This window comes from Variovorax paradoxus (genome assembly GCF_040544635.1).
Lineage (GTDB): Bacteria > Pseudomonadota > Gammaproteobacteria > Burkholderiales > Burkholderiaceae_C > Variovorax > Variovorax paradoxus_R.
On record NZ_JBEPKJ010000001.1, the window covers coordinates 646948 to 666257 of the forward strand.

Sequence of the window (19310 nt, forward strand, 5' to 3'; positions counted from 1 at the left end):
TCGAGGCACCGATTTTCCAAGGAGCAAGCCTCATGTCTTCCGTTCAAGCTTCTTTCATCGCCCCGAAGAACTTGCGGCGTGCCTTGCTGGCGTTTGCGTGCGCGGTGGGCGCTGCCGGTGGTGCGCAAGCCCAGTCCGCCATGCCGCAATGGAAGGGCGAGGGTGCGGTGCGCTATGTCTGCGGCGGCATCGGCTCGGACGAATCCAACGCGATGCGTGCCGCCATGAAAGAGCATCCGCTGGCGCTGCTTTTCGCGCGCTCCGACGGGGCCTACCTGGCGGATGTCCAGGTCGACATCAAGGGCGCCGACGGCGCGCCTTCGCTGGCGCTGCGCGCCAATGGTCCGGTCTGCCTGGTCGATCTGCCGGCGGGCCGCTACACCGTCGAGGCCGCCATGAGCGGCGGCAACGTCAAGAGCCAGGCGGTGACGGTGGGCGGCGGCTCGAAGACCGCCAGCTTCCGCTTCTGAGCGAAGGCCTCAGGCGGCCGCCAGCGCCGCCTCGACGTCGCGCGTGAGCGAGGCGGGCGTGTCGAGCGGCGCATAGCGCTTGCGCACCTGCCCGTCGCGCCCGACCAGGAACTTGGTGAAGTTCCACTTGATGGCCGTGCTGCCCAGCAGCCCCGGCTTCTCCTTGGCCAGCCACTGGTAGAGCGGCGCGGCGTTGCTGCCGTTGACGTCGATCTTTTCCATCATCGGAAAACTCACGCCGTAGTTCGTGGTGCAGAACGCGCCGATTTCCTCGTTGGTGCCCGGGTCTTGCGAGCCGAACTGGTTCGATGGAAAGCCCAGCACCACGAGTCCCTGGGCGGCATACTTTTCGTACAGCGCCTCGAGCCCCGCAAATTGCGGCGTGAAGCCGCATTGGCTGGCCGTGTTGACGATCAGCAGCACCTTGCCCCGGAAGTCCGAGAGCTTCACGTTCTTGCCGTCGATCTGGTTGGCTTCGAAGTCGTAGATGCCGGTCATGGGTGTACCTTAGGTGGTGGGAGACGAAAGACGATCATCGCCCTGTGTCGGTGTTCGTGCAAATGCCGACCACACGGCTGCCAGCACGATCAGCGCGCCGCCGGCCAGGATGCGCGGGCTCATGTCGGCCGCGCCCAGCGCAACCGACGAAACGCTGGCGAACAGCACCTCCGACAGCATGATGACCGCGGTGGCGCTGGCCGCCAGCCGGGCCGCGCCGTACTGCAGGCAGACGTTGGCCACCACGAAACCGACGCCCAGCAATGCGGCCCATCCGATCCAGCCCGGCGCGGCCGACAGGGGAGAGGCGAACGCACCGGCCAGGGTGCCGCTCGCCGCGGCGATGCCGGCCACCAGCGCGCAGCCGCAGAACATGGCCAGGGCGCGCGATTCGCCCGGCGCGTTGTGCAGGTGGCGCAGCAGGATGTTGGTCACGGCAAAGCTGAAGCCGGCCGCCACGCCCAGCCAGTCCGGCAGGCTCGAAGGCACGGGCCAGTCGACGCCCGGGGCCTTGAGCACCACCACCACGCCGGTGAGCGCCAGCGCCACCCGTGCGAGCGCACCCGCCGTGGGCCGCTCGCCCAGCACGGCCCAGCCCAGCAGCACGCTCCACAGCGGCATCAGGTAGAACAGCAGCACCACGCGGACGACGTCGCCCTGCGTCACGGCCCAGTTGAAACCCAGGTTGGTAAAACCGGCCGCCAGCCCCAGCGCCACCAGCATCGGGAACGCCGCGAAACCGCGCCAGGCGTGCCGGCGAAAGAAGCCCATCGCCAGTGAAATGGCCACGTAGATCAGGCAGGTGGTCCACACCGGGTGCAGCCCGTGGCTTTCGATCTGCCGGAACGGAAACCACGAAACGCCCCACACAAAGGCGTTGAAGATCAGTGCAAGAGCGGCCATAAAAAATATTGCTCGCCCCCAAGCTGCGCGCACTTCGTGTCGCTTCGCCAACCCCCTACCGGGGGCAACACCAGCGGCCCGGCAAAGCCGGTTCCGCGGTGTTTCTGGTGAAAGCAAAAGGCCGCAGCGGCGGGGCTAGTGGTGCTTATCGCTGCGGGCGATGGCGAGCAGGTGCTCGACTTCTTCGGGGTATTTGCGCAGGTTGTGATGATGCCAGCGCTGAATGAGCCACATGCAGCCCGCCACCACGCCGCCGAAGGCGCCGATGGCCGCATAAGCCGACAGGCCCAGGCCGGTGCAGGCGCTGTAGAAGCCGCCGAGCAGCAGGATGCAGGCCTGCTCGTTGAAGTTCTGCACCGCAATGGAGCGGCCCGCGCCCATCAGGTTGTGGCCGCGGTGCTGCAGCAGCGCGTTCATCGGCACCACCAGGAAGCCGCCCAGCCCGCCCAGCAGGATGAGGAACGGCACGGCGATCCAGACGTTGCCGATCAGGTTCATGCTGATCACCAGCAGGCCCATGGCAATGCCCATGGGAATCACGCGCGTCGCCATGTCCAGGCGCATGCGCATCGACGCGACGATGGCGCCCACCGCCATGCCGATGGTGACCACGCCGGTGAGCGCCGTGGCCTGCGTGGTGTTGTAGTTGAGCGCCAGCGAGGCCCAGGCCAGCACGATGTACTTGAGGTTGGCGCCGGCGCCCCAGAACAGCGTGGTGGTGGCGAGCGAGATCTGCCCCAGCTTGTCGCGCCACAGGCGTGCGTTGCAGTGCCAGAAGTCGGGCAGCAGCGCCAGCATGTTGCGCGCCAGGCCATGCTCCGGAATGGCGCGCAGTGGCCGCATCTCGACGCCGGTGTGCGGAATGCGCGTGTTGAACCAGGCGGCCAGCGCGTAGACGAAGATCAGCACCGAAATGGCCGCCTCGGCCGGTGAATCGACGCCGGTGTTGATCAGCGGCATGTCGAAGGACAGCAGCTGGCTCGACACGGCGTGCCCCACCAGCGAGCCGCCGAGCACGATGCCCAGAAGAATCGATGCGATCGTCAGCCCTTCGATCCATCCGTTGGCTTTTACCAACTGCGAAGCCGGCAGCAGCTCGGTCAGGATGCCGTATTTGGCCGGCGAATAGGCCGCGGCGCCAAGCCCCACGATCGAGTACGAGAGCAGCGGATGCGAGCCGAACAGCATCATCAGGCAGCCGATCACCTTGATCGCGTTGCTGATGAACATCACCCGCCCCTTGGGCAGGGCGTCTGCGAAAGCGCCCACCAGCGGCGCCAGCACCACGTAGAAAACGGCAAAGATCGGCACCAGCGCCGCTCTCTGCCATTCGGCCGCTCCCGAGCTTCGCATGAGCTCGACCGCCACGACAAAGATCGCGTTGTCGGCCAGCGACGAAAAGAACTGGGCCGACATGATCGTGTAGAAACCGCGCTTCATCGATGGGCTGGCTGGCCAGGAGGGTGCTGGCAGTAGTGAAAAAGTGTCGCGTCTTTTGGCGAATGGGCGGTTATAGCATGGGGGTACGGCCGCGAAATCAGCGTTGCTACCCTGGACGGGCCTGCTCGCGATGATGCTAAAACCCGTCTATTCACCATTCGATGTTTTCCCATGCCGCGCCCCATTCTCGCTACTGTCCACACCGCCGCGCTTCGACACAATCTTGACCGGGCCCGGCGCGCCGCGGTCGATGCCCGCGTCTGGGCCGTGGTCAAGGCCAACGCCTATGGCCATGGTATCGAGCGTGTGTATGAGGGCCTGCGCGGCGCCGACGGCTTTGCGCTGCTCGACCTGGCCGAAGCCGAACGCGTGCGCGCGCTCGGATGGCGGGGCCCGGTGCTGCTGCTCGAAGGCGTGTTCGACGCACGCGACCTGGAGCTGTGTTCGCGCCTCGACCTCTGGCATACGGTGCATTGCGACGAGCAGATCGACATGCTCGCGGCCCACAAGACGCTCAAGCCGCAGCGCGTGTTCCTCAAGATGAACTCCGGCATGAACCGCCTGGGCTTCGCGCCCGAGCGCTTCGGCTCGGCCTGGACGCGCCTGAACGCGCTGCCGCAGGTCGACGAGATTTCGCTGATGACGCATTTCAGCGACGCCGACGGCGCGCGCGGCATTGCGCACCAGCTGGCGGTGTTCGAGCGCGTGACGCACGACCTGCCGGGGGAGCGCTCCATCGCGAACAGCGCCGCCACCTTGCGCCACGCCAAACAGACCCGCGGCGACTGGGTGCGCCCCGGCATCGTGCTGTATGGCAGCGCCCCCGACTTTCCGCAGCACGATGCGGCGCACTGGCAGCTCCAGCCCACCATGACGCTGTCGACCAAGCTGATCGGGGTGCAGACGCTGAAGGCCGGCGACACCATCGGCTACGGCTCCAACTTCGCGGCCGACGGGCCGCTCACCATCGGCGTGGCGGCGGTCGGCTATGCCGACGGCTATCCGCGCCACTGCAACACTGGCACGCCGGTGCTGGTGAACGGCGTGCGCACCCGCATGGTGGGCCGCGTGAGCATGGACATGATCACCGTCGACCTCACGCCCGTGCCCGACGCGAAGTTCGGCACCGAGGTCACGCTGTGGGGCCGCTCGGCGGTGACCGGCGCGGTGCTGCCTATCGACGAGGTCGCGCAGGCGGCCGGCACCGTCGGCTACGAACTCATGTGCGCGGTGGCGCCGCGCGTGCCGTTCGCTCCCGCCGACGAATGAAGGTTCTTTCCAACTGGCGTTCGGTGCGCCTTTGGGAAACGCAGCTCGAGCGCGACCTGCATCGCAACTACAGCCTGCGCACGCACGGCATCCTGATCGGCACCTTCACGCTGCTGCTGATGTGGGGCGTGTCGGCGTTGCAGATGCATGTGTTCGACGTGCAGTCGCTGGCCGTGCGCTATTTCCTCACGCTGGGCGTGGGATATCTCGGCTACCTGCTGGTGCTGCGCTGGTGGGCCAGGCGATTGGTCGAGGGACGCCGCGCCAACTTCGACGTCGATGCGCCCGACATCGACCTTGGCGGCGGTTCGCACAATCATCCATCCGCCACCGGCACCGCTGACGAAGGTGGCGTGCTTTCCGATGCAGCCAGCGGCGCGCTCGAGGTCGCAGGTGGCGCCGACGAAGGCGCCATCATCGTGGTGCCCGTGGTCGCCATCTTCCTGATCTGCGTGGCCATCGTGCTCGGTGCCGGCTCACTCGTGCTGCTGTATTTCAGCTGGGACGCGCTACTGGCCGTGGCCGTCGAGGTGGCGTTCTCGTACGTATCGGCCCGCGCTGCCGTGCGCGTGGCGCGCGAGGGCTGGTTGATGGCCGCCGTGCGGCTCACCTGGAAGCCGCTGCTCGGCGCGGTGGTCTGCGCCGTCGCCCTCGGCGCCGTGCTCGACCACTTCATGCCTCAGGTCAACTCCTTGCCCGAGGCCGTGCGGACCCTGCTGAAGAAGCACTGAGCTTCTTCCGGCTGCCGTCCTGGGTGGCCAGCGCCTCCAGCAGGTGGTCGATCAGCACCCGGCACTTGGGCACGGTGAAGCGGCTGGGCGGATAAAGGATGTACGCGTGCCCGCGGTAGTTGCCCTGGAACTCCCAGCCGGCCAGCACCCGCACGACGCGGCCGTCCTTCAAGGCCTCTTGCGCCATGAAGGCCGGCACGCAGGCCACGCCCAGTCCCGCGAGCGCGGCTTCGAGCCGCACCTCGCTGTGGTTGGAGACATAACGGCCTCGCACCACGACCTCGGTTTCGCCTTCATCTTCATCGCCTTTTCTGAAGCGCCAATGGTTGTCGCGCTCGTGCTCGCCGAGCGAGAGGCAGCTGTGCGCGAGCAGGTCGCGCGGGTGTTCGATGGCAGCGCCCTCTGCCAGGTAGCGCGGCGAAGCACACAGGATGTGCGCGACCGGCATCAGCGGCCGCGCCACCAGCCCTTCGGGCGGCTTCGTCGTCAGCCGCACCACCAGGTCCACGCCTTCGCGAATCGGGTCGATGTCGCGGTCGTCCACGATGAGCTGCACGTCGACCTCGGGATGGCGCTGCAAAAACTCGAGGATGTGCGGATGCAGCACGCGCCGCGCAAAGGCCTTCGGTGCGCTGATGCGCACCAGCCCGCTCGGCTTCTTCGAGAACTGCTGCGCGATGTCCATCGTGCCCTGCGCCGCCAGCACCAGTTCGCGGCACCGTGCGAAGGCTTCGACGCCGGGCTCGGTCAGCCGCAGCTGGCGCGTGGTGCGCTGGAGCAACTGCACGCCGATTTCCTTTTCCAGGCGCTTCACCTGCCGGCTCACGGCCGACGGCGTCATGCCCAGCAGATCGGCGGCCGCGGAGAAGCTGCCCAGCTCGGCGACCCGCAGGAAGGTCACCATCTCCGGCAGTACTTTGAGAAATGAATTCGTTCCCACGGCGCAAGGGTCCTGTTCCGGCCGACGGCTGTTCGGCCCGTGTGATGCCCGGAACAATTCTTTTCTTTGTTGTTCAGGACGGCGGGTCGACAGTATGGATTCAAAGCAGGTGCGCGGCATTGCCCCGGGCGCATGGGGCGGGAGAAAGTGGGCCGGCATCGGCGCCGCCGAGGTCATGCTGCTGCTCGTGGCGGCCGTGTGGGGCGGCAGCTATGCGGTGGCCAAGCAGGCCACGCAGCAGTTGCCCGTGCTGGAGTTCATCGCGCTGCGCTTCGGGCTGACCTTCGTCGTGCTGCTGCCGGCGCTCAAGCCGCTCTTCAACGCGCAATGGCGGCAAGGCGTTGCGGTGGGCGGCCTGCTCGGCGCCAACCTGCTGGCGATCTTCGTCTGCGAGACCTTCGGCGTGTCGCTCACCACGGCGAGCAACGCCGCGTTCCTGATCAGCCTGTGCGTGGCGCTCACGCCTTTTGTCGAATGGTGGCTGCTCGGGCAGCGGCCGGCGCGGCGCATGTTCTGGGCGGCGGGCCTGTCGGCGGTGGGCGCCGCGATGCTGTCGGCCACTTCGCCCGCGGACATCTCGGTAGGGTGGGGCGACGGCCTGATGGTGATCGCCGCCTTCCTGCGCGCCGTGATGGTCTGCATGACGCGAAGGCTTGCCGGCCGCCATTCGATGCCGGCACTCACGCTGACCGCCGTGCAATCGGGTGTGATGGCGCTCGGCGCGATGGCGCTGTCGCTCGCTGTGTCGAAGGGCGCGTGGCACATGCCGCCTGCCACGGCCTCCTTCTGGTGGGGCATGGCTTACCTCGTGCTGCTGTGCACGGTCTTCGCTTTCTTCGCGCAGAACCATGCGGCCTCGCGTTCGAGCCCGAGCCGGGTGTCGCTGCTGATGGGAAGCGAGCCGGTGTTCGGCGCGTTGATCGCGGTGTTCGGGTTCGGCGAGCGAATCGGACCGTGGGGGTGGGCCGGTGGATTGCTGATCGTGGTGACGGCCTGGTGGGTGACGATGCCGCGAAAACCTGTGATGGGTTGAGGATGAACGTAGAGCGCCCAATCAATACAGGCCGAGCTGCCGCATCCTCAACCGGGCCAATCCCAGCAGCGCATCGGTGAACGGCGTGGCCACCGCCGTCAGTTCGCCCAGTTCCCGCACCACGGTCACCAGCGCGTCCAGCTCCACCGATCGTCCGGCTTCCACGTCCTGCAGCATCGAGGTCTTGAACGCGCCGAGCTTCATCGTCACCGCGTGCCGGTCTTCGGGGCTCTGCGTGATCTCGATACCGATGCGGCGGCCGATTTCCTTGGCCTCGAGCATCACGGCCGAGATGAAGCCGCGCACGTAGTCGTCGCCCATGATCAGGTCGGTGGTGGCGCCCGTCAGCGCGCTGATGGGGTTCACCGTCATGTTGCCCCAGAGCTTGAACCACACGTCCTTCTGGATCTGCGGCGACAGCGTGGTGTCGAAGCCGCCGTTCTTGAGCAATTCGACCAGCTTCTTCACGCGCGGCGTGGCTTCGCCCGAAGGTTCGCCCACGATCAACCCGTTGCCGAAGTGATGCCGCACCACGCCGGGCGCATCGAGCGAGCAGCTCGCGTGCACCACGCAGCCGATCACGTTGCGGGCGGGAATGGCCCTGGCAATCGCTCCGTCGGGGTCCACCGCCGCCAACCGATGGCCGGTGATGGCGCCGCCGAAGCCGCCCTCGAGGAACCACCACGGCACGCCGTTCATCGCAACCAGCACGATGGTGTCAGGCCCGATCAGCGGCCCGATGCGTTCGGCCACACCGGCCAGCGCGGGTGCCTTCACGGCGATGACCACCAGGTCTTGCACGCCCAGCGATTCGGGGTCGGCCACCGCGTTGACGGGCATGCGCGTGCGCACGTCGCCGCGCATCAGAGACAGGCCGCCCTGCTGCAATGCCTCGAGCGTGGCGCCGCGTGCCACCACGTTGAGGCGTTCGCCGGCCTGCGCGAGGCCGGCACCGATCCATCCGCCGATCGCGCCGGCGCCGTAAATGCAAATCTTCATGGAATCGATCGCTTCAGTTGCGGTAGCTGGGGTCGATGCGGTCCACCTGGCGGATCAGGGCATCGAATACGTCCTGTCCCGCGCCGTGCTCGGGGCTGAACTGCAGCGCATCGCGCGTACAGCGCTGCGCGATGTCCTCGCTCACCGGAATGGCCGCGCCCATGGAAAACGTTGCCATCTGGACTTCGCAGGCGCGCTGCAAGGTCCACAGAATGGCGAAGGTCTGGGGCAGCGTTTGTCCCCAGGCCAGCAGGCCGTGGTTGCGCAGGATCACCGCGTTGCGGTTGCCGATGCTCTTGAGCAAGCGCGGACCTTCGTCGGCATGGATGGTGATGCCCTCGAAGTCGTGGTACGCCACCATGTCGTGCAACTGGGCGGTATAGAAGTTGGTCTGCTGCAGGCCGCCCTGCAGGCAGGCCACGGCCACGCCTGCCGTGGTGTGCGTGTGCATCACGCAGTGCGCGCCGGGCAAGCCGTCGTGAATGGCGGCATGCACCGTGAAGCCGGCCGGGTTCACCGGGTAGGTCGAACCGTCGAGCACCTTGCCCTGCAGGTCGATCTTCACCAGGTTGCTGGCCGTGACTTCGCTGTAGTGCAGCCCGAAGGGGTTGATGAGGAACTGCTTTTCTCCCCCCGTCACGCTGTCAGGCAGCCGCAGCGTGATGTGGTTGTAGATCATCTCGGTCCAGCCCAGCATCGCGAAGACGCGGTAGCAGGCCGCAAGCTCTTCGCGTGCGGCGCGTTCGTCCGGATGGATCGAGGGATGGACCGGTGCCGACGGCGGCACGCGGGTGGCGAGTGTGTTCATTGCAGTTCCTTCATATGGGTTATCCCTCCGCGGTGAAGCCGACTTCCTTGACGATCGGCGCCCACTTGGCGGTATCTTTCTTGAGCAGGTCGGTCAGCTCGCCCGGCGTGGAAGACATCGCCTCCAGTCCGAAGTTGCCGAGGCCTTCGATCACGTCCTTGTGCGCCAGCGCGGTCTTCATCGAGGCGTTCAGCCGCGCCACCAGCTCCGGCGAGGCCTTGGCGGGCAGGAAGAAGGCGAACCATTCGCTGTGCGCCATGTCCTGGATGCCCTGCTCGCCGAAGGTGGGTACGTCGGGCGCGAAGCGGCTGCGCTTGGAACCCGAAACACCGAGGATGCGCACCTTGCCCGAGGCCAGGTGTTGCGTGATGTCGCCGATGGGCCCCGACACGGCCGAGATGTTGCCGCCCAGCAGGTCGAGCATGGCCGGCTGCGTGCCGCGGTAGGCGGCATGCTTGAGTTCGACGCCGCCTTTCTTGCCCAGCAGCGCGCCGATGAAGTGCGGCGTGGAGCCCGCGGCGGGCGAACCGAAGTTGGCGCCGGTCGGGTTGGCCTTGGCCCAGGCGAGGAAATCGGGCACCGTCTTCACGGTGGCCGGCACCGAGGGGCCGACTGCAAAGCCGAAGTCGAAGATGCAGGCGATGCTGACCGGCGTGAGGTCGACCATCGGGTCGTAGGGCAGCTTCTTGTAGATGTGCGGGTAGATCGTGAGGATGGAGGTCGGCGTCTGCAGGATGGTGGCGCCGTCGGCCGGGCGGCCCTTCACGTAGCTCACCGCGATCTGGCCGCCCGCGCCGGTGCGGTTTTCGACCACGGCCGACTTGGCGTAGTCGGGGCTGAGCTTCTGCGCGATGCGCCGGCAGGTGGTGTCCGAGGTGCCGCCGGCCGCAAAGCCGGTGACGATGGTGGCGGTTTCAAGCGACGCTTGCGCGAAGGCGTGCTGGCCCAGGCTCGCGAGCAGCGCCGAGGCGCCGGTGGTCTGCAGCATGTGGCGGCGGGTGAATGTCATGGTCTGTCTCCGGGTGTTGGTGGTTGGTTGCGGTTCACGACTCGTCGCGCAGCCAGGTGACTGCGCCCGAATGGGTCACTGCGCCCTGGTGGGCAGGGCGCACGGTGAGTGCATATTTTTCCAGCAAGCCGCGGTGCGGGACCCCCGCGTTTACCTCACGTTGGGAGAGCCGGAGCGCAATTTCTTCCGCCGTCAGTTCCACTGAAATGCTGCGCGCCTCGGCGCGCGCGTCGATGGCCACCACGTCGCCGTCGCGCAGCACCGCAATCGGCCCGCCGTCGGCTGCCTCGGGCCCCGCATAGCCGATGCACAGGCCGCGTGTGGCGCCCGAGAAGCGCCCGTCGGTCAGCAGTGCCACCTTGTCGCCCATGCCCTGGCCGTAGAGCAGGGCGGTGATGCCCAGCATTTCGCGCATGCCGGGGCTGCCCTTGGGGCCTTCGTTGCGGATCACGATCACGTCGCCGGGCTGGTAGCGGCGGTTCTGCACCGCCGCCTGGGCTTCTTCTTCGGAGTTGAAGACGCGCGCCGGGCCGCGGTGCACCAGCGTCTGCAGGCCCGCGGTCTTGAGCAGCGCGCCGTCGGGGCAGAGGTTGCCCTTGAGCACGGCCAGGCCGCCGTCGCGCGTGATCGGGTTGCCGGCTGCGCGCACCACGCGGCCGTCGGGCGCGGCGGCATCGGCCAGCTCTTCGGCCATGGTGCGGCCGGTGAAGGTGAGCGCGTCGCCGTGCAAAAAGCCCTGCTCCATCAGCGTGCGAAGAATGACGCCCGCGCCGCCGATGTAGAACACGTCGCGCGCCAGGTACTGGCCGCCCGGGCGAAGGTCGGCGATGAGCGGCGTGCGCGCGAAGATCTCGGCCACGTCGTCCAGGTGGAACTTGATGCCCGCCTCGTGCGCGATGGCCGGCAGGTGCAGCGCGGCATTCGTCGAGCCGCCCGTGGCCGAGACCACGGCGCAGGCGTTTTCGAGCGCCTTGCGCGTGACGATGTCGCGCGGCAAGGGGCTGTCTCCCATTACCGCCTTCATGAGGTTCTTCGCGGCGCGGCGCATCAGGGGCGCGCGTTCGCTGAACACCGCCGGCACCATGCTCGAGCCGATGGGCGCAAGGCCCAGCGCCTCGGACACCATGCCCATGGTGTTGGCCGTGAACTGGCCCGCGCAGGCACCCGCCGTGGGCAGGCAGGCGCGGCTCATGGCGTCGAGCTCGCCGTGCGTGGCGGTGCCGGCCAGCACCTTGCCGATGGTCTCGTAGGTGTCGACCACGTTGAGGTCGCGGCCATCGGGCCCGAGCATCTGCCCCGGCAGCGCCGAGCCGCCATGCACGAACACGCTCGGCACATTGCAGCGCACCATGCCCATCATCAGCCCCGGCAGGTTCTTGTCGCAGGCGCCGATGGCGAAGATGCCGTCCCACTGGTGGCCGCGCGTGGAAGCCTCCACGCTGTCGGCAATCAGCTCGCGCGAGATCAGCGAGAAGCGCATGCCCGAATGCGCCATGGTGAGCCCGTCGCTCACCGACACCACCGGGCATTCGTGCGGCGTGCCGCCGCCGGCGTAGATGCCGGTCTTGGCGTGCTGCGCCTGCTCGCGCAGGTTCAGGTTGCACGGGCTCATCTCGCCGCCGGTGTGGAACACGCCGATGTGCGGGCGCGCGATGTCCTCGTCGTCCTGGCCCAGCGCATGGAGAAAGCTGCGCGTGGTGGCGCGGATCGTGCCCTCGCGGATGGTGGCTGAGCGAAAGCGCGGCGGGGAATCTTTGGGCGTGGTCATTCGGCTGGCGTGGGCTGGCTCGTGGATGAAGGATGAGGCGTCAGAACATGCCGTTCTTGTTGGCGGCGGTCTCGGGAACGGGCTGCACCACATCCCAGTGCTCGACGATCTTTCCGTTCTCCAGCTTGAAGATGTCGACGATGGCGCTGCCGCGCGTGCCCGGCTCGCGCACCGCGTTCACGTGCAGGATCACGTAGTCGCCGTCGACAAAGCTGCGCTTGATGTCGCTGCGCGAGTTCGGAAACTTCTCGCGCAGGAAGGCGATGAACTTGCGAAAGCCCTCGGGCCCGTCGGCCGCCGTGGGGTTGTGCTGCACGTAGCGGTTGCCCACGTATTGCAGGGCCGCGTCAGCGTCCTTCTGGTTGAGGCCCTTTTCGTAGAACGCGAGCACCGTCTGGCGGTTGGTTTCCTGCTGGGCGGTGGTGGCTTGCGGCTTGCCGGTGCCCATGGGGGCGCAGGCGGCGAGGAACAGGGTGGCGGCCGTGGAAATGGCCGCAAGCGTGGCGCGTTGCATCAAAGGTGCTCCGGTGCGAAAGAGAATGAATGAATGGATCTATCAGTAGCCGCTGGGTGTCACGGCGCTCGCGGCGTTCTTGTATTTCGACGCCAGCTGCTTCGCCGCCCCTGTGAGCAGAATGGTGTCCACGCCCACGGCCACGAACTGCGCGCCTGCGGCCAGCCACTTGCGCGCTTGTTCCTCGGTGGTCGAGAGAATGCCCGGCGCTTTGCCGGCCTTGCGAATGCGCGCGATGGCGTCGGCGATCACGGCTTGCACCTCGGGGTGGTTCGGCTGGCCCACGAAGCCCATCGACGCCGACAGGTCGGCCGGCCCGATGAACACGCCGTCCACGCCCGGCGTGGCGGCAATGGCGTCGAGGTTCTTCATGGCTTCCACCGTCTCGGCCTGTACCAGCAGGCAGGTCTGCGCGTTGGCTTCGTGCAGGTAGTTGGGGTACGCCTGCCAGCGCGAGGCACGCGCCAATGCGCTGCCCATGCCGCGGATGCCCTCAGGCGGGTAGCGCATGCCCTGCACCATGCGTGCCGCTTGCTCGGCGTTGTCGACCATCGGCACCAGGAGGGTCTGCGCGCCGATGTCCAGGTACTGCTTGAGCAGCGTGGTGTCGCCGACCGGAACCCGCACCACGGGATGCGAGCGCTCCGACTCGGGCTGTGCCGACCATGTGCTCGAAATGCCCTGCAACTGCGCAAGCACCGAGCGCACGTCGTTCGGCGCATGCTCGCCGTCGACCAGCAGCCAGTCGAATCCGGTGCCGGCCAGGATCTCGGCCACGTAGCCGTCGGCCAGGCCAACCCAGAGGCCGATTTTCTGTTCGCCGGCCTGCATGGCCTGCTTGAAGGTGTTGAGCGGTGTTTGCATGGAAGTCTTTCAAGCGAAACGGAAGGCGATGCTGCCCAGCGGGCCGTAGTCGGCATGGAATGTGTCGCCCGGCAGGGCGGTGGTCGGCCGGGTGAACGAGCCGCCGAGCACCACCTCGCCGGCTTCGAGGTGTTCGTCCCACGGCGCGAGCTTGTTCGCGAGCCAGGCCACGCCTGTGGCCGGGTGGTTGAGCACGGCCGCGGCCACGCCCGATTCCTCGATCACGCCGTTCTTGTAGAGCAGCGCGCTCACCCAGCGCAGGTCGACCGCGTCGGGTTTTACCGGCCGGCCGCCGAGCACGATGCCCGCATTGGCCGCGTTGTCGGCGATGGTGTCGAACACCTTGCGCGGCGCTTTTGTGTGGCGGTCGAACTGCTCGATGCGCGCGTCGATGATCTCGATGGCGGGCACCACGTAGTCGGTGGCGGCCAGCACGTCGAAGATCGTGACGTTCGGGCCCTGCAGCTTCTTGCCGAGGATGAAGGCCAGCTCCACCTCGATGCGCGGCGCGATGAAGCGCGTGAAGGGAATATCGCCCTGCTCGAAGAACATGTCGTCGAGCAGCGTGCCGTAGTCGGGCTCGTCGATCTGGCTGGAGAGCTGCATGGCGCGCGAGGTGAGACCGATCTTGTGGCCCTTCACCGTGCGGCCTTCGGCGATCTTGGCTTTGACCCACTCGCGCGAGATGGCATAGCCGTCTTCCACCGTCATTTCGGGAAAGCGCTTGGAAAAGTGCTCGACCTGCACGCGCGACTTCTCGCTCTCGTGCAGTTCGGCCGCAAGCCTGGCGATGGTGTCGGAAGTGAGCATGAGGTTATTTGTTGAAGAGGGGATGCAGGTTGCTGTGCTTGCCGTCATACACCTGGCCCGGGCTTTCGTCGATCTGCAGCGTGATGCCGATGTGGCGCTTGTCGAAGATGGGCTCGAAATGCGTGCGCACGTCGGCCAGCAGATCGTCGCCGGCTTTTTTCTTCACGGCTTCGGAGCGCCCGCCTGCCATGCGGATGTTGAGGTACACGAAGGCGTAGTCGGCCTTGCCGTCTGCCACCGCGTAGTGCGCGGCCGGGTAGGCCAGCACGCGCGTGCCGCCGACGGGGAACACCGGCTTGCCGGCCTCGTCGTGCTGCTTCAGCATGGTGTCGGCCAGCGTGCGGCAGAGGGCCGACATGTCGGTTTCGGCTTCGATGTTGGGCGTGTACAGGATCACGAGATGAGGCATGGCGGTGTTCCGTTCATTCTTCGATCGACATCGTGGCGGCGGTGCATGTCACCGCGAAGATGGGGATGGCCTTCATATGCAGGATCTCGCCCTTGCCGCGCGCAGCGGCTGCCACGCTCAGGAAGGTGCGGATCTCGAAGCCGCCCTGGCCCGCTTCGCGGTAAGTGGCTTCGTCGTTGTACTCGGCCTGCGAGAGCAATGCGTCGCGGTCGTTCGCGCACCAGCGACGCATGAACTCGGCGTCCCACTCGGCGTTCACCTTGCCCGAATCGGGCGTGGCCGGCCAGTGCGAAATGCCGCCTGTGCCCACCAGCGCAATGCGTTCGGGCGCCTTGTCGCAGGCGCGGCGCAAGGCTTCGCCAAAGGCCCATGCACGGTGCAGCGGCGTGAGCGGTGGCCCCTGGCAGTTGATGTTCACGGGGATGATCTTGGTGTCGAACTTCGGCGTGAGAAAGTGCAGCGGAACCATGATGCCGTGGTCGAATTTCCATTCTTCCGCGTAGGCCACGTCTACCGTCTGCATCACTTCGCGAATCAGGCGCTGCGAGAGCGCGGCGTCGCCCGGCACTTTGGTCTTCTCGATGCCGAGCCACTTCGGGTCTTCGATCGGCCCTTCGTAGCTGTCGGCCATGCCGATGGCGTAGGCCGGCATGTTGTTCATGAAAAAATTCGCGAAGTGCTCGGCCGCGACCACGATCACCGCATCGGGCTTCGTCGCGCGCATCGCTTCGCCGAAGCGATGAAACTGCGCGTGAAATTCGTCCTTCACCGCCGGATCGGCGAGGTGCGCGCGGCCGGTGATGCCGGGGGCGTGGCTGCAAACGCCTGCAAAAACCAAACTCATACGCCTGCCACCTTTTCGTCTGTGCCGGTCGTCATCGCATAGATGCCTGCGCGCACCGGACCGTATTTGCGCACGCCTTCGCGCATGGCTTCGAGGTAGTCGGCCCATGCGATGCCTAGCAGTGGTGCGAAGTGCATCAGGAGCTGTCCGTTGCAGCCGAGCACGTAGAGCTTGCCGATGTCACCCTTGTCGATGGCTTCGCGCTCTTCGTCGTTGAAATCATAGGCTGCCAGCAAGGCTTTGCGCGTGCCGCCGCCTTCTGCATAGCGGCGCTGCACGTCTGTGTCGCGGTTGAGGACGAACAGGAATTTCTGCATGGCGTAGAGGCTCATTGCAATTGCTCTGTGTCGTTGTTCAGGGCGTGTGCACAGGCCACCGGGTACTCCCCTCCGCGAATGTCCCCCGGGGCTGCGCCCCTCCTCCTTTATTTCGCTGCGGGGAGCACCCGATGCCCTGTGCACACCGGGCGCTGCGCTTGTTCCGCCCGATCAACCACAGCTCTGAACAACGCTCACGTCGATGGGGTGCCTTGCGCAGCGAAATAAAGGGGGAGGCCGAAGGCCGGAGGACATTCGCGGAGCAAGGTACCCCGTCGGCGGGAGCGCGCCCAGGACGGTATTCCGTGTTCATCTCACACACCCCAATGCGGAATATGGTGCGACCCCATCGACACCGCAACGTTCTTCGGTTCGCAAAACACTTCATAACTCCAGGTACCGCCTTCGCGGCCCGTGCCCGAGGCCTTGGTGCCGCCAAAGGGCTGGCGCAGGTCCCGCACGTTCTGGCTGTTGACGAAGCACATGCCGGCCTCTACCGCGGCCGCCACGCGGTGCGCGCGGCCGATGTTCTCGGTCCACACGTAACTCGAGAGGCCGTACTCGATCTCGTTGGCCAGACGGATCGCATCGGCCTCGTCCTTGAACGGAATCAGGCAGGCGACCGGGCCGAAGATTTCCTCTTGCGCTATCCGCATGCGGTTGTCGACGTCGGCGAACACGGTAGGCATCACGTAGTTGCCCTTCTTCACGCGGTCCGGCAAGTTGCCCGGGACCTCGAGGCCACCGCACAGGAGCGTCGCGCCTTCCTTCGGGCCGAGCTCGATGTAGCTGCGTACCTTGGCCAGGTGAGCCTGCGAAATCATCGGGCCGACGATGGTCTTCTCGTCGAGCGGGTCGCCTACCACGATGCGCTTCGCACGCTCGGCGAACTTCGCGGCAAAGTCGGCGTAGATCGACCGCTGCACCAGAATGCGCGAGCCCGCTGTGCAGCGCTCGCCGTTGTTGCTGAAGATCATGAACACCGCCGCGTCCAGCGCGCGGTCGAGGTCTGCGTCTTCGAAGATCACGAACGGGCTCTTGCCGCCCAGCTCCATGCTGAACTTCTTCAAGCCCGCGCTCTTCACGATGCGGTTGCCCGTGGCGGTGGAGCCGGTGAACGAAATCGCGCGCACGTCGGGGTGTGCCACCAGCGGCTCGCCGGCTTCCTTGCCGTAGCCGTGCACCAGGTTCAGCACGCCCGGCGGAATGCCGGCTTCGAGCGCGAGCTCGCCCAACCGTGCGGCCGTGAGCGGCGAGAGCTCGCTCATCTTCAGCACCGCAGTGTTGCCGAAGGCCAGGCAGGGCGCGACCTTCCAGGTGGCTGTCATGAAGGGCACGTTCCACGGGCTGATGAGCGCGCACACGCCCACCGGATGGAACAGCGTGTAGTTCAGGTGCGTGGGCGTGGGGTAGGTGTGGCCGTCCACCCGCGTGCACATCTCGGCGAAGTAATAAAAGTTGTCGGCCGCGCGCGGGATCAACTGCTTGCCGGTTTGCGAGATGACCTGGCCGCAGTCGTCGGTCTCGGTCTGCGCGATCTCGGGTACGTGCTTGGCGATCAGGTCGCCCAGCTTGCGCACCAGCTTCGCGCGTTCGGGTGCGGGCATGCCGGCCCACTTCGGAAAGGCTTCCTTGGCGGCGGCCACGGCCGCGTTCACTTCGGCTTCACCGCCTGAGGCAACCTCGGCCAGCACTTCTTGCGTGGCGGGATTGACGGTCTCGAAGTAATCGGTGCCGGCCACGCGCTTGCCGGCGATCAGGTGATCGACTCTCATGCTGTTCCTTGGATGGTGTTGACCAGCGCGCCAATGCGCTCGATCTCGCAGACGACCACGTCGCCCGGCTTGCAATCGACCACGCCGTCAGGCGTGCCCGTGAGGATCAGGTCGCCCGGCGACAGCGTCATGAAGTGGCTGAAATACTCGATGAGAAAAGGCGCGTCGAAGATCATGTCGCGCGTGCTGCCCTGCTGCGTGACGGTGCCGTTGACGGTGGTGCGCAGTGCGAGCGCCATCGGTCCGCCCGGAAGGCTGTGCACGTCGGCCGCGTCGACGAACCACGGGCCGAGCGGCGTGCAGGTGTCGCGATTCTTCACCCGCAGGTTGGGGCGGTACCAGTTCTCGAGATAGTCGCGAATGGCGTAGTCGTTGGCCACGGTGTAGCCACCGATGAAGTCGTAGGCGTCGCCCTGCTTCACGTTCTTCGCGGTCTTGCCGATCACGATGGCGAGCTCGCATTCGTAGTGCATGAACTGCACGCCATCCGGGCGGTGCGTGTGCTGGCGATGGCCGATGAGCGTGCTCTGGCCCTTGACGAACACCAGCGGTTCCTCGGGCGCCTTGAACTCGAGCTCCTTGGCATGGTCGGCGTAGTTGAGGCCAAGTGCGAGGATGGTGCGCGGTCGCGCGGTGGGCGCGAGCGGGGGCAGCCAGGTGAGCTGCTCTTGCGGCACGATGCGGCCGTCGTCCAGGCGCACAGCCGCGTCGGGTTGGCCGTTGAACTCGTGAGAGATGCCGGTGTGTTCGCGGCCTTCGTAGATGACGCGTGCGTGCTTCATGCGGTGGTCTCCTGCACCAGCGTGTTGATCAATGTCTCGAAGCCCGGAGAGGAAATTTCGATGCGGTCGCCCGCGCGCGCCAGCGGCCGCCCGGCGTCGCAGCCCAGCAGCAATATGTCGCCGTGCGCGAGCGTCATGAATTCGCCCACATCCGCGAGCAGTTGCTGCGCCGGCCGCACGAGCTGGGAGAAGTCGATCGACTGTTTCAGCACGCCGTTGATGCGCACCTCGACGCGAAAGTTCGCCGGGTTGGCGACCTCTTGCGCGTCCCGCAGCGCCGGGCCGATGCCCAGGAAGCCGTCGACGCACTTGAACTTCACCGGTGGGCGGAAGAAGCTCGCATGCGGAATCGAGAGGTCGTTCATCAGCACGAAGCCTTCGATGTCGCCCTCGGCGCCGATCACCATGCCGATGCTGGCGCCGATCTCCACCTCCGGCACGGATGAAGGCACCGCAATCGCGCTGCCGTGCGGACTCCAGGTGTTGGCTGTCTTCACGTAGAGCACGGGCGCCTTCGGTGGCGCCTTGTAGGGCGGCTGCGTCATCTGCTGCGCGAGCGCTTCCACTTCCGCGCGGAAGTTCAGCAGCGTGCCGTAGACAGTGCCGGTGGGCACGAAAGAAGAGGGGGTCATTCAGGCTGCTCCAGCGCGATCAGTTCGTCCAGCAGCCCATACAGCTGCGTCAGCTTGGTTTTGCCCAGCGACTGCTCCAACCACTGGTAGTGCGCCTCAATGCTTGAGGACAGCTTCTTCACTAGCTTCATTCCATGCGCAGTGGCTTCGACGACGGTGCGGCGCTGGTCTTCGGGGTCGCGGCTGCGGGCAATGAGGTTGTCGCGCTCCATGCGCGCGAGCACGCCGGTAAGGCTGGGCCCAAGGATGAACGCCTCGCGCGCCACGCGGCCGGTTTCCACCGCGCCGTGCTCGCCCAGCACGCGCAGCACACGCCACTGCTGGTCGGACAGCGCGTGCTCGCGCAGGCTGGGCCGCGTGTGAGCCATGACGGCTTCACGGGCCTGCAGCAGCAGGCGCGGGAGGTTGCGGTGGGTAAAGGTGCTGGCCACGGTTCTAGTTCGGCGAATTAGTTAACATGTTAAATGATTGGGAATTTCTTTCCAAGCCGTTTTC

Annotated in this window: 22 protein-coding genes; 4 read left to right on the forward strand and 18 right to left on the reverse strand. The window is 66.5% G+C overall.

The genetic code is table 11. The features are described from left to right. Window positions 1-32: 32 nt before the first annotated feature. Complete coding sequence (locus tag ABIC94_RS03120) at window positions 33-470, forward strand: carboxypeptidase regulatory-like domain-containing protein (protein WP_354371234.1); 438 nt, start codon at window positions 33-35, stop codon at window positions 468-470. A gap of 9 nt (window positions 471-479) precedes the next feature. Here the strand turns inward: ABIC94_RS03120 and ABIC94_RS03125 are convergent, their stop codons facing one another. From ABIC94_RS03125 to lplT, 3 genes are all read right to left on the reverse strand, one after another. Beyond that, window positions 480-968, reverse strand: a complete 489-nt coding sequence (locus ABIC94_RS03125; protein ID WP_354371235.1) for a glutathione peroxidase — start codon at window positions 966-968, stop codon at window positions 480-482. 9 nt (window positions 969-977) lie between these two features. Then, a complete protein-coding gene (locus ABIC94_RS03130) occupies window positions 978-1871 on the reverse strand; it encodes a DMT family transporter (RefSeq protein ID WP_354371236.1) in 894 nt (297 codons plus the stop codon). A gap of 135 nt (window positions 1872-2006) precedes the next feature. Continuing rightward, window positions 2007-3311, reverse strand: a complete 1305-nt coding sequence (lplT, locus tag ABIC94_RS03135; protein WP_354371237.1) for a lysophospholipid transporter LplT — start codon at window positions 3309-3311, stop codon at window positions 2007-2009. Window positions 3312-3482: 171 nt separating this feature from the next. Between lplT and alr the strand changes: the two genes are divergently transcribed. Next, the gene (alr, locus tag ABIC94_RS03140) at window positions 3483-4580 is read left to right on the forward strand and encodes an alanine racemase (protein ID WP_354371238.1); all 1098 of its coding nucleotides are present in this window, start codon (window positions 3483-3485) and stop codon (window positions 4578-4580) included. Continuing rightward, a complete protein-coding gene (locus ABIC94_RS03145) occupies window positions 4577-5311 on the forward strand; it encodes a hypothetical protein (RefSeq protein ID WP_354371240.1) in 735 nt (244 codons plus the stop codon). Before alr ends, ABIC94_RS03145 begins: the two co-directional genes overlap by 4 nt. Here the strand turns inward: ABIC94_RS03145 and ABIC94_RS03150 are convergent. Continuing rightward, window positions 5265-6251, reverse strand: a complete 987-nt coding sequence (locus ABIC94_RS03150) for a LysR family transcriptional regulator (RefSeq protein ID WP_354371242.1) — start codon at window positions 6249-6251, stop codon at window positions 5265-5267. The genes ABIC94_RS03145 and ABIC94_RS03150 overlap by 47 nt on opposite strands. A gap of 94 nt (window positions 6252-6345) precedes the next feature. On the opposite strand from ABIC94_RS03150, the gene ABIC94_RS03155 reads away from it, so the two are divergent. Continuing rightward, window positions 6346-7284: a DMT family transporter gene (locus ABIC94_RS03155; RefSeq protein ID WP_354371243.1), complete on the forward strand. Its 939-nt coding sequence runs from the start codon at window positions 6346-6348 to the stop codon at window positions 7282-7284. Window positions 7285-7305: 21 nt separating this feature from the next. On the opposite strand, the gene ABIC94_RS03160 is transcribed toward ABIC94_RS03155, so the two are convergent. The 14 genes from ABIC94_RS03160 to hpaR all read right to left on the reverse strand — a co-directional run bounded on the left by ABIC94_RS03160 (window position 7306) and on the right by hpaR (window position 19246). Beyond that, window positions 7306-8283: a 2-dehydropantoate 2-reductase gene (locus tag ABIC94_RS03160; protein ID WP_354371245.1), complete on the reverse strand. Its 978-nt coding sequence runs from the start codon at window positions 8281-8283 to the stop codon at window positions 7306-7308. Between the two features lie 13 nt (window positions 8284-8296). After that, on the reverse strand, window positions 8297-9091 hold the full coding sequence (locus tag ABIC94_RS03165) for a class II aldolase/adducin family protein (protein WP_354371246.1): 795 nt from the start codon (window positions 9089-9091) through the stop codon (window positions 8297-8299). A 19-nt stretch (window positions 9092-9110) separates the two neighbouring features. After that, entirely contained in the window at window positions 9111-10100 is a 990-nt protein-coding gene (locus ABIC94_RS03170) for a Bug family tripartite tricarboxylate transporter substrate binding protein (protein ID WP_354371248.1), read from the reverse strand. A gap of 34 nt (window positions 10101-10134) precedes the next feature. After that, the gene (gene ilvD, locus ABIC94_RS03175) at window positions 10135-11868 is read right to left on the reverse strand and encodes a dihydroxy-acid dehydratase (RefSeq protein WP_354371250.1); all 1734 of its coding nucleotides are present in this window, start codon (window positions 11866-11868) and stop codon (window positions 10135-10137) included. A gap of 40 nt (window positions 11869-11908) precedes the next feature. Next, on the reverse strand, window positions 11909-12382 hold the full coding sequence (locus ABIC94_RS03180; RefSeq protein ID WP_354371252.1) for a nuclear transport factor 2 family protein: 474 nt from the start codon (window positions 12380-12382) through the stop codon (window positions 11909-11911). 42 nt (window positions 12383-12424) lie between these two features. Continuing rightward, a complete protein-coding gene (gene hpaI / locus ABIC94_RS03185) occupies window positions 12425-13246 on the reverse strand; it encodes a 4-hydroxy-2-oxoheptanedioate aldolase (RefSeq protein WP_354371253.1) in 822 nt (273 codons plus the stop codon). 9 nt (window positions 13247-13255) lie between these two features. After that, window positions 13256-14056, reverse strand: a complete 801-nt coding sequence (gene hpaH / locus ABIC94_RS03190) for a 2-oxo-hept-4-ene-1,7-dioate hydratase (protein WP_354371255.1) — start codon at window positions 14054-14056, stop codon at window positions 13256-13258. 4 nt (window positions 14057-14060) lie between these two features. Next, window positions 14061-14465 (reverse strand): 5-carboxymethyl-2-hydroxymuconate Delta-isomerase, encoded by a 405-nt coding sequence (locus ABIC94_RS03195; RefSeq protein WP_354371256.1) that lies wholly within the window; start codon window positions 14463-14465, stop codon window positions 14061-14063. Window positions 14466-14478: 13 nt separating this feature from the next. After that, window positions 14479-15309, reverse strand: coding sequence for an extradiol ring-cleavage dioxygenase (locus tag ABIC94_RS03200; RefSeq protein ID WP_354371258.1), 831 nt, complete (start codon window positions 15307-15309; stop codon window positions 14479-14481). Beyond that, a complete protein-coding gene (locus tag ABIC94_RS03205; protein WP_354371259.1) occupies window positions 15306-15641 on the reverse strand; it encodes an aromatic ring-opening dioxygenase subunit LigA in 336 nt (111 codons plus the stop codon). Before ABIC94_RS03205 ends, ABIC94_RS03200 begins: the two co-directional genes overlap by 4 nt. Window positions 15642-15940: 299 nt before the next feature. Continuing rightward, the gene (hpaE, locus tag ABIC94_RS03210) at window positions 15941-17401 is read right to left on the reverse strand and encodes a 5-carboxymethyl-2-hydroxymuconate semialdehyde dehydrogenase (protein WP_354371261.1); all 1461 of its coding nucleotides are present in this window, start codon (window positions 17399-17401) and stop codon (window positions 15941-15943) included. Continuing rightward, entirely contained in the window at window positions 17398-18183 is a 786-nt protein-coding gene (locus ABIC94_RS03215; RefSeq protein ID WP_354371262.1) for a fumarylacetoacetate hydrolase family protein, read from the reverse strand. The genes hpaE and ABIC94_RS03215 overlap by 4 nt, the downstream gene beginning before the upstream one ends. After that, a complete protein-coding gene (locus tag ABIC94_RS03220) occupies window positions 18180-18815 on the reverse strand; it encodes a fumarylacetoacetate hydrolase family protein (protein ID WP_354371263.1) in 636 nt (211 codons plus the stop codon). The genes ABIC94_RS03215 and ABIC94_RS03220 overlap by 4 nt, the downstream gene beginning before the upstream one ends. Continuing rightward, window positions 18812-19246, reverse strand: coding sequence for a homoprotocatechuate degradation operon regulator HpaR (hpaR, locus tag ABIC94_RS03225; protein WP_258503442.1), 435 nt, complete (start codon window positions 19244-19246; stop codon window positions 18812-18814). Before hpaR ends, ABIC94_RS03220 begins: the two co-directional genes overlap by 4 nt. Window positions 19247-19310: the final 64 nt, after the last annotated feature.

What these genes read in the sequence shown, in the direction of transcription:
- ABIC94_RS03120 (WP_354371234.1), top strand. Translation starts at nt 33, where the DNA reads ATGTCTTCCGTTCAAGCTTCTTTCATCGCCCCGAAGAACTTGCGGCGT.
- ABIC94_RS03125 (WP_354371235.1), bottom strand. Translation starts at nt 968, where the DNA reads ATGACCGGCATCTACGACTTCGAAGCCAACCAGATCGACGGCAAGAAC.
- ABIC94_RS03130 (WP_354371236.1), bottom strand. Translation starts at nt 1,871, where the DNA reads ATGGCCGCTCTTGCACTGATCTTCAACGCCTTTGTGTGGGGCGTTTCG.
- lplT (WP_354371237.1), bottom strand. Translation starts at nt 3,311, where the DNA reads ATGAAGCGCGGTTTCTACACGATCATGTCGGCCCAGTTCTTTTCGTCG.
- alr (WP_354371238.1), top strand. Translation starts at nt 3,483, where the DNA reads ATGCCGCGCCCCATTCTCGCTACTGTCCACACCGCCGCGCTTCGACAC.
- ABIC94_RS03145 (WP_354371240.1), top strand. Translation starts at nt 4,577, where the DNA reads ATGAAGGTTCTTTCCAACTGGCGTTCGGTGCGCCTTTGGGAAACGCAG.
- ABIC94_RS03155 (WP_354371243.1), top strand. Translation starts at nt 6,346, where the DNA reads ATGGATTCAAAGCAGGTGCGCGGCATTGCCCCGGGCGCATGGGGCGGG.
- ABIC94_RS03160 (WP_354371245.1), bottom strand. Translation starts at nt 8,283, where the DNA reads ATGAAGATTTGCATTTACGGCGCCGGCGCGATCGGCGGATGGATCGGT.
- ABIC94_RS03165 (WP_354371246.1), bottom strand. Translation starts at nt 9,091, where the DNA reads ATGAACACACTCGCCACCCGCGTGCCGCCGTCGGCACCGGTCCATCCC.
- ABIC94_RS03170 (WP_354371248.1), bottom strand. Translation starts at nt 10,100, where the DNA reads ATGACATTCACCCGCCGCCACATGCTGCAGACCACCGGCGCCTCGGCG.
- ilvD (WP_354371250.1), bottom strand. Translation starts at nt 11,868, where the DNA reads ATGACCACGCCCAAAGATTCCCCGCCGCGCTTTCGCTCAGCCACCATC.
- ABIC94_RS03180 (WP_354371252.1), bottom strand. Translation starts at nt 12,382, where the DNA reads ATGCAACGCGCCACGCTTGCGGCCATTTCCACGGCCGCCACCCTGTTC.
- hpaI (WP_354371253.1), bottom strand. Translation starts at nt 13,246, where the DNA reads ATGCAAACACCGCTCAACACCTTCAAGCAGGCCATGCAGGCCGGCGAA.
- hpaH (WP_354371255.1), bottom strand. Translation starts at nt 14,056, where the DNA reads ATGCTCACTTCCGACACCATCGCCAGGCTTGCGGCCGAACTGCACGAG.
- ABIC94_RS03195 (WP_354371256.1), bottom strand. Translation starts at nt 14,465, where the DNA reads ATGCCTCATCTCGTGATCCTGTACACGCCCAACATCGAAGCCGAAACC.
- ABIC94_RS03200 (WP_354371258.1), bottom strand. Translation starts at nt 15,309, where the DNA reads ATGAGTTTGGTTTTTGCAGGCGTTTGCAGCCACGCCCCCGGCATCACC.
- ABIC94_RS03205 (WP_354371259.1), bottom strand. Translation starts at nt 15,641, where the DNA reads ATGAGCCTCTACGCCATGCAGAAATTCCTGTTCGTCCTCAACCGCGAC.
- hpaE (WP_354371261.1), bottom strand. Translation starts at nt 17,401, where the DNA reads ATGAGAGTCGATCACCTGATCGCCGGCAAGCGCGTGGCCGGCACCGAT.
- ABIC94_RS03215 (WP_354371262.1), bottom strand. Translation starts at nt 18,183, where the DNA reads ATGAAGCACGCACGCGTCATCTACGAAGGCCGCGAACACACCGGCATC.
- ABIC94_RS03220 (WP_354371263.1), bottom strand. Translation starts at nt 18,815, where the DNA reads ATGACCCCCTCTTCTTTCGTGCCCACCGGCACTGTCTACGGCACGCTG.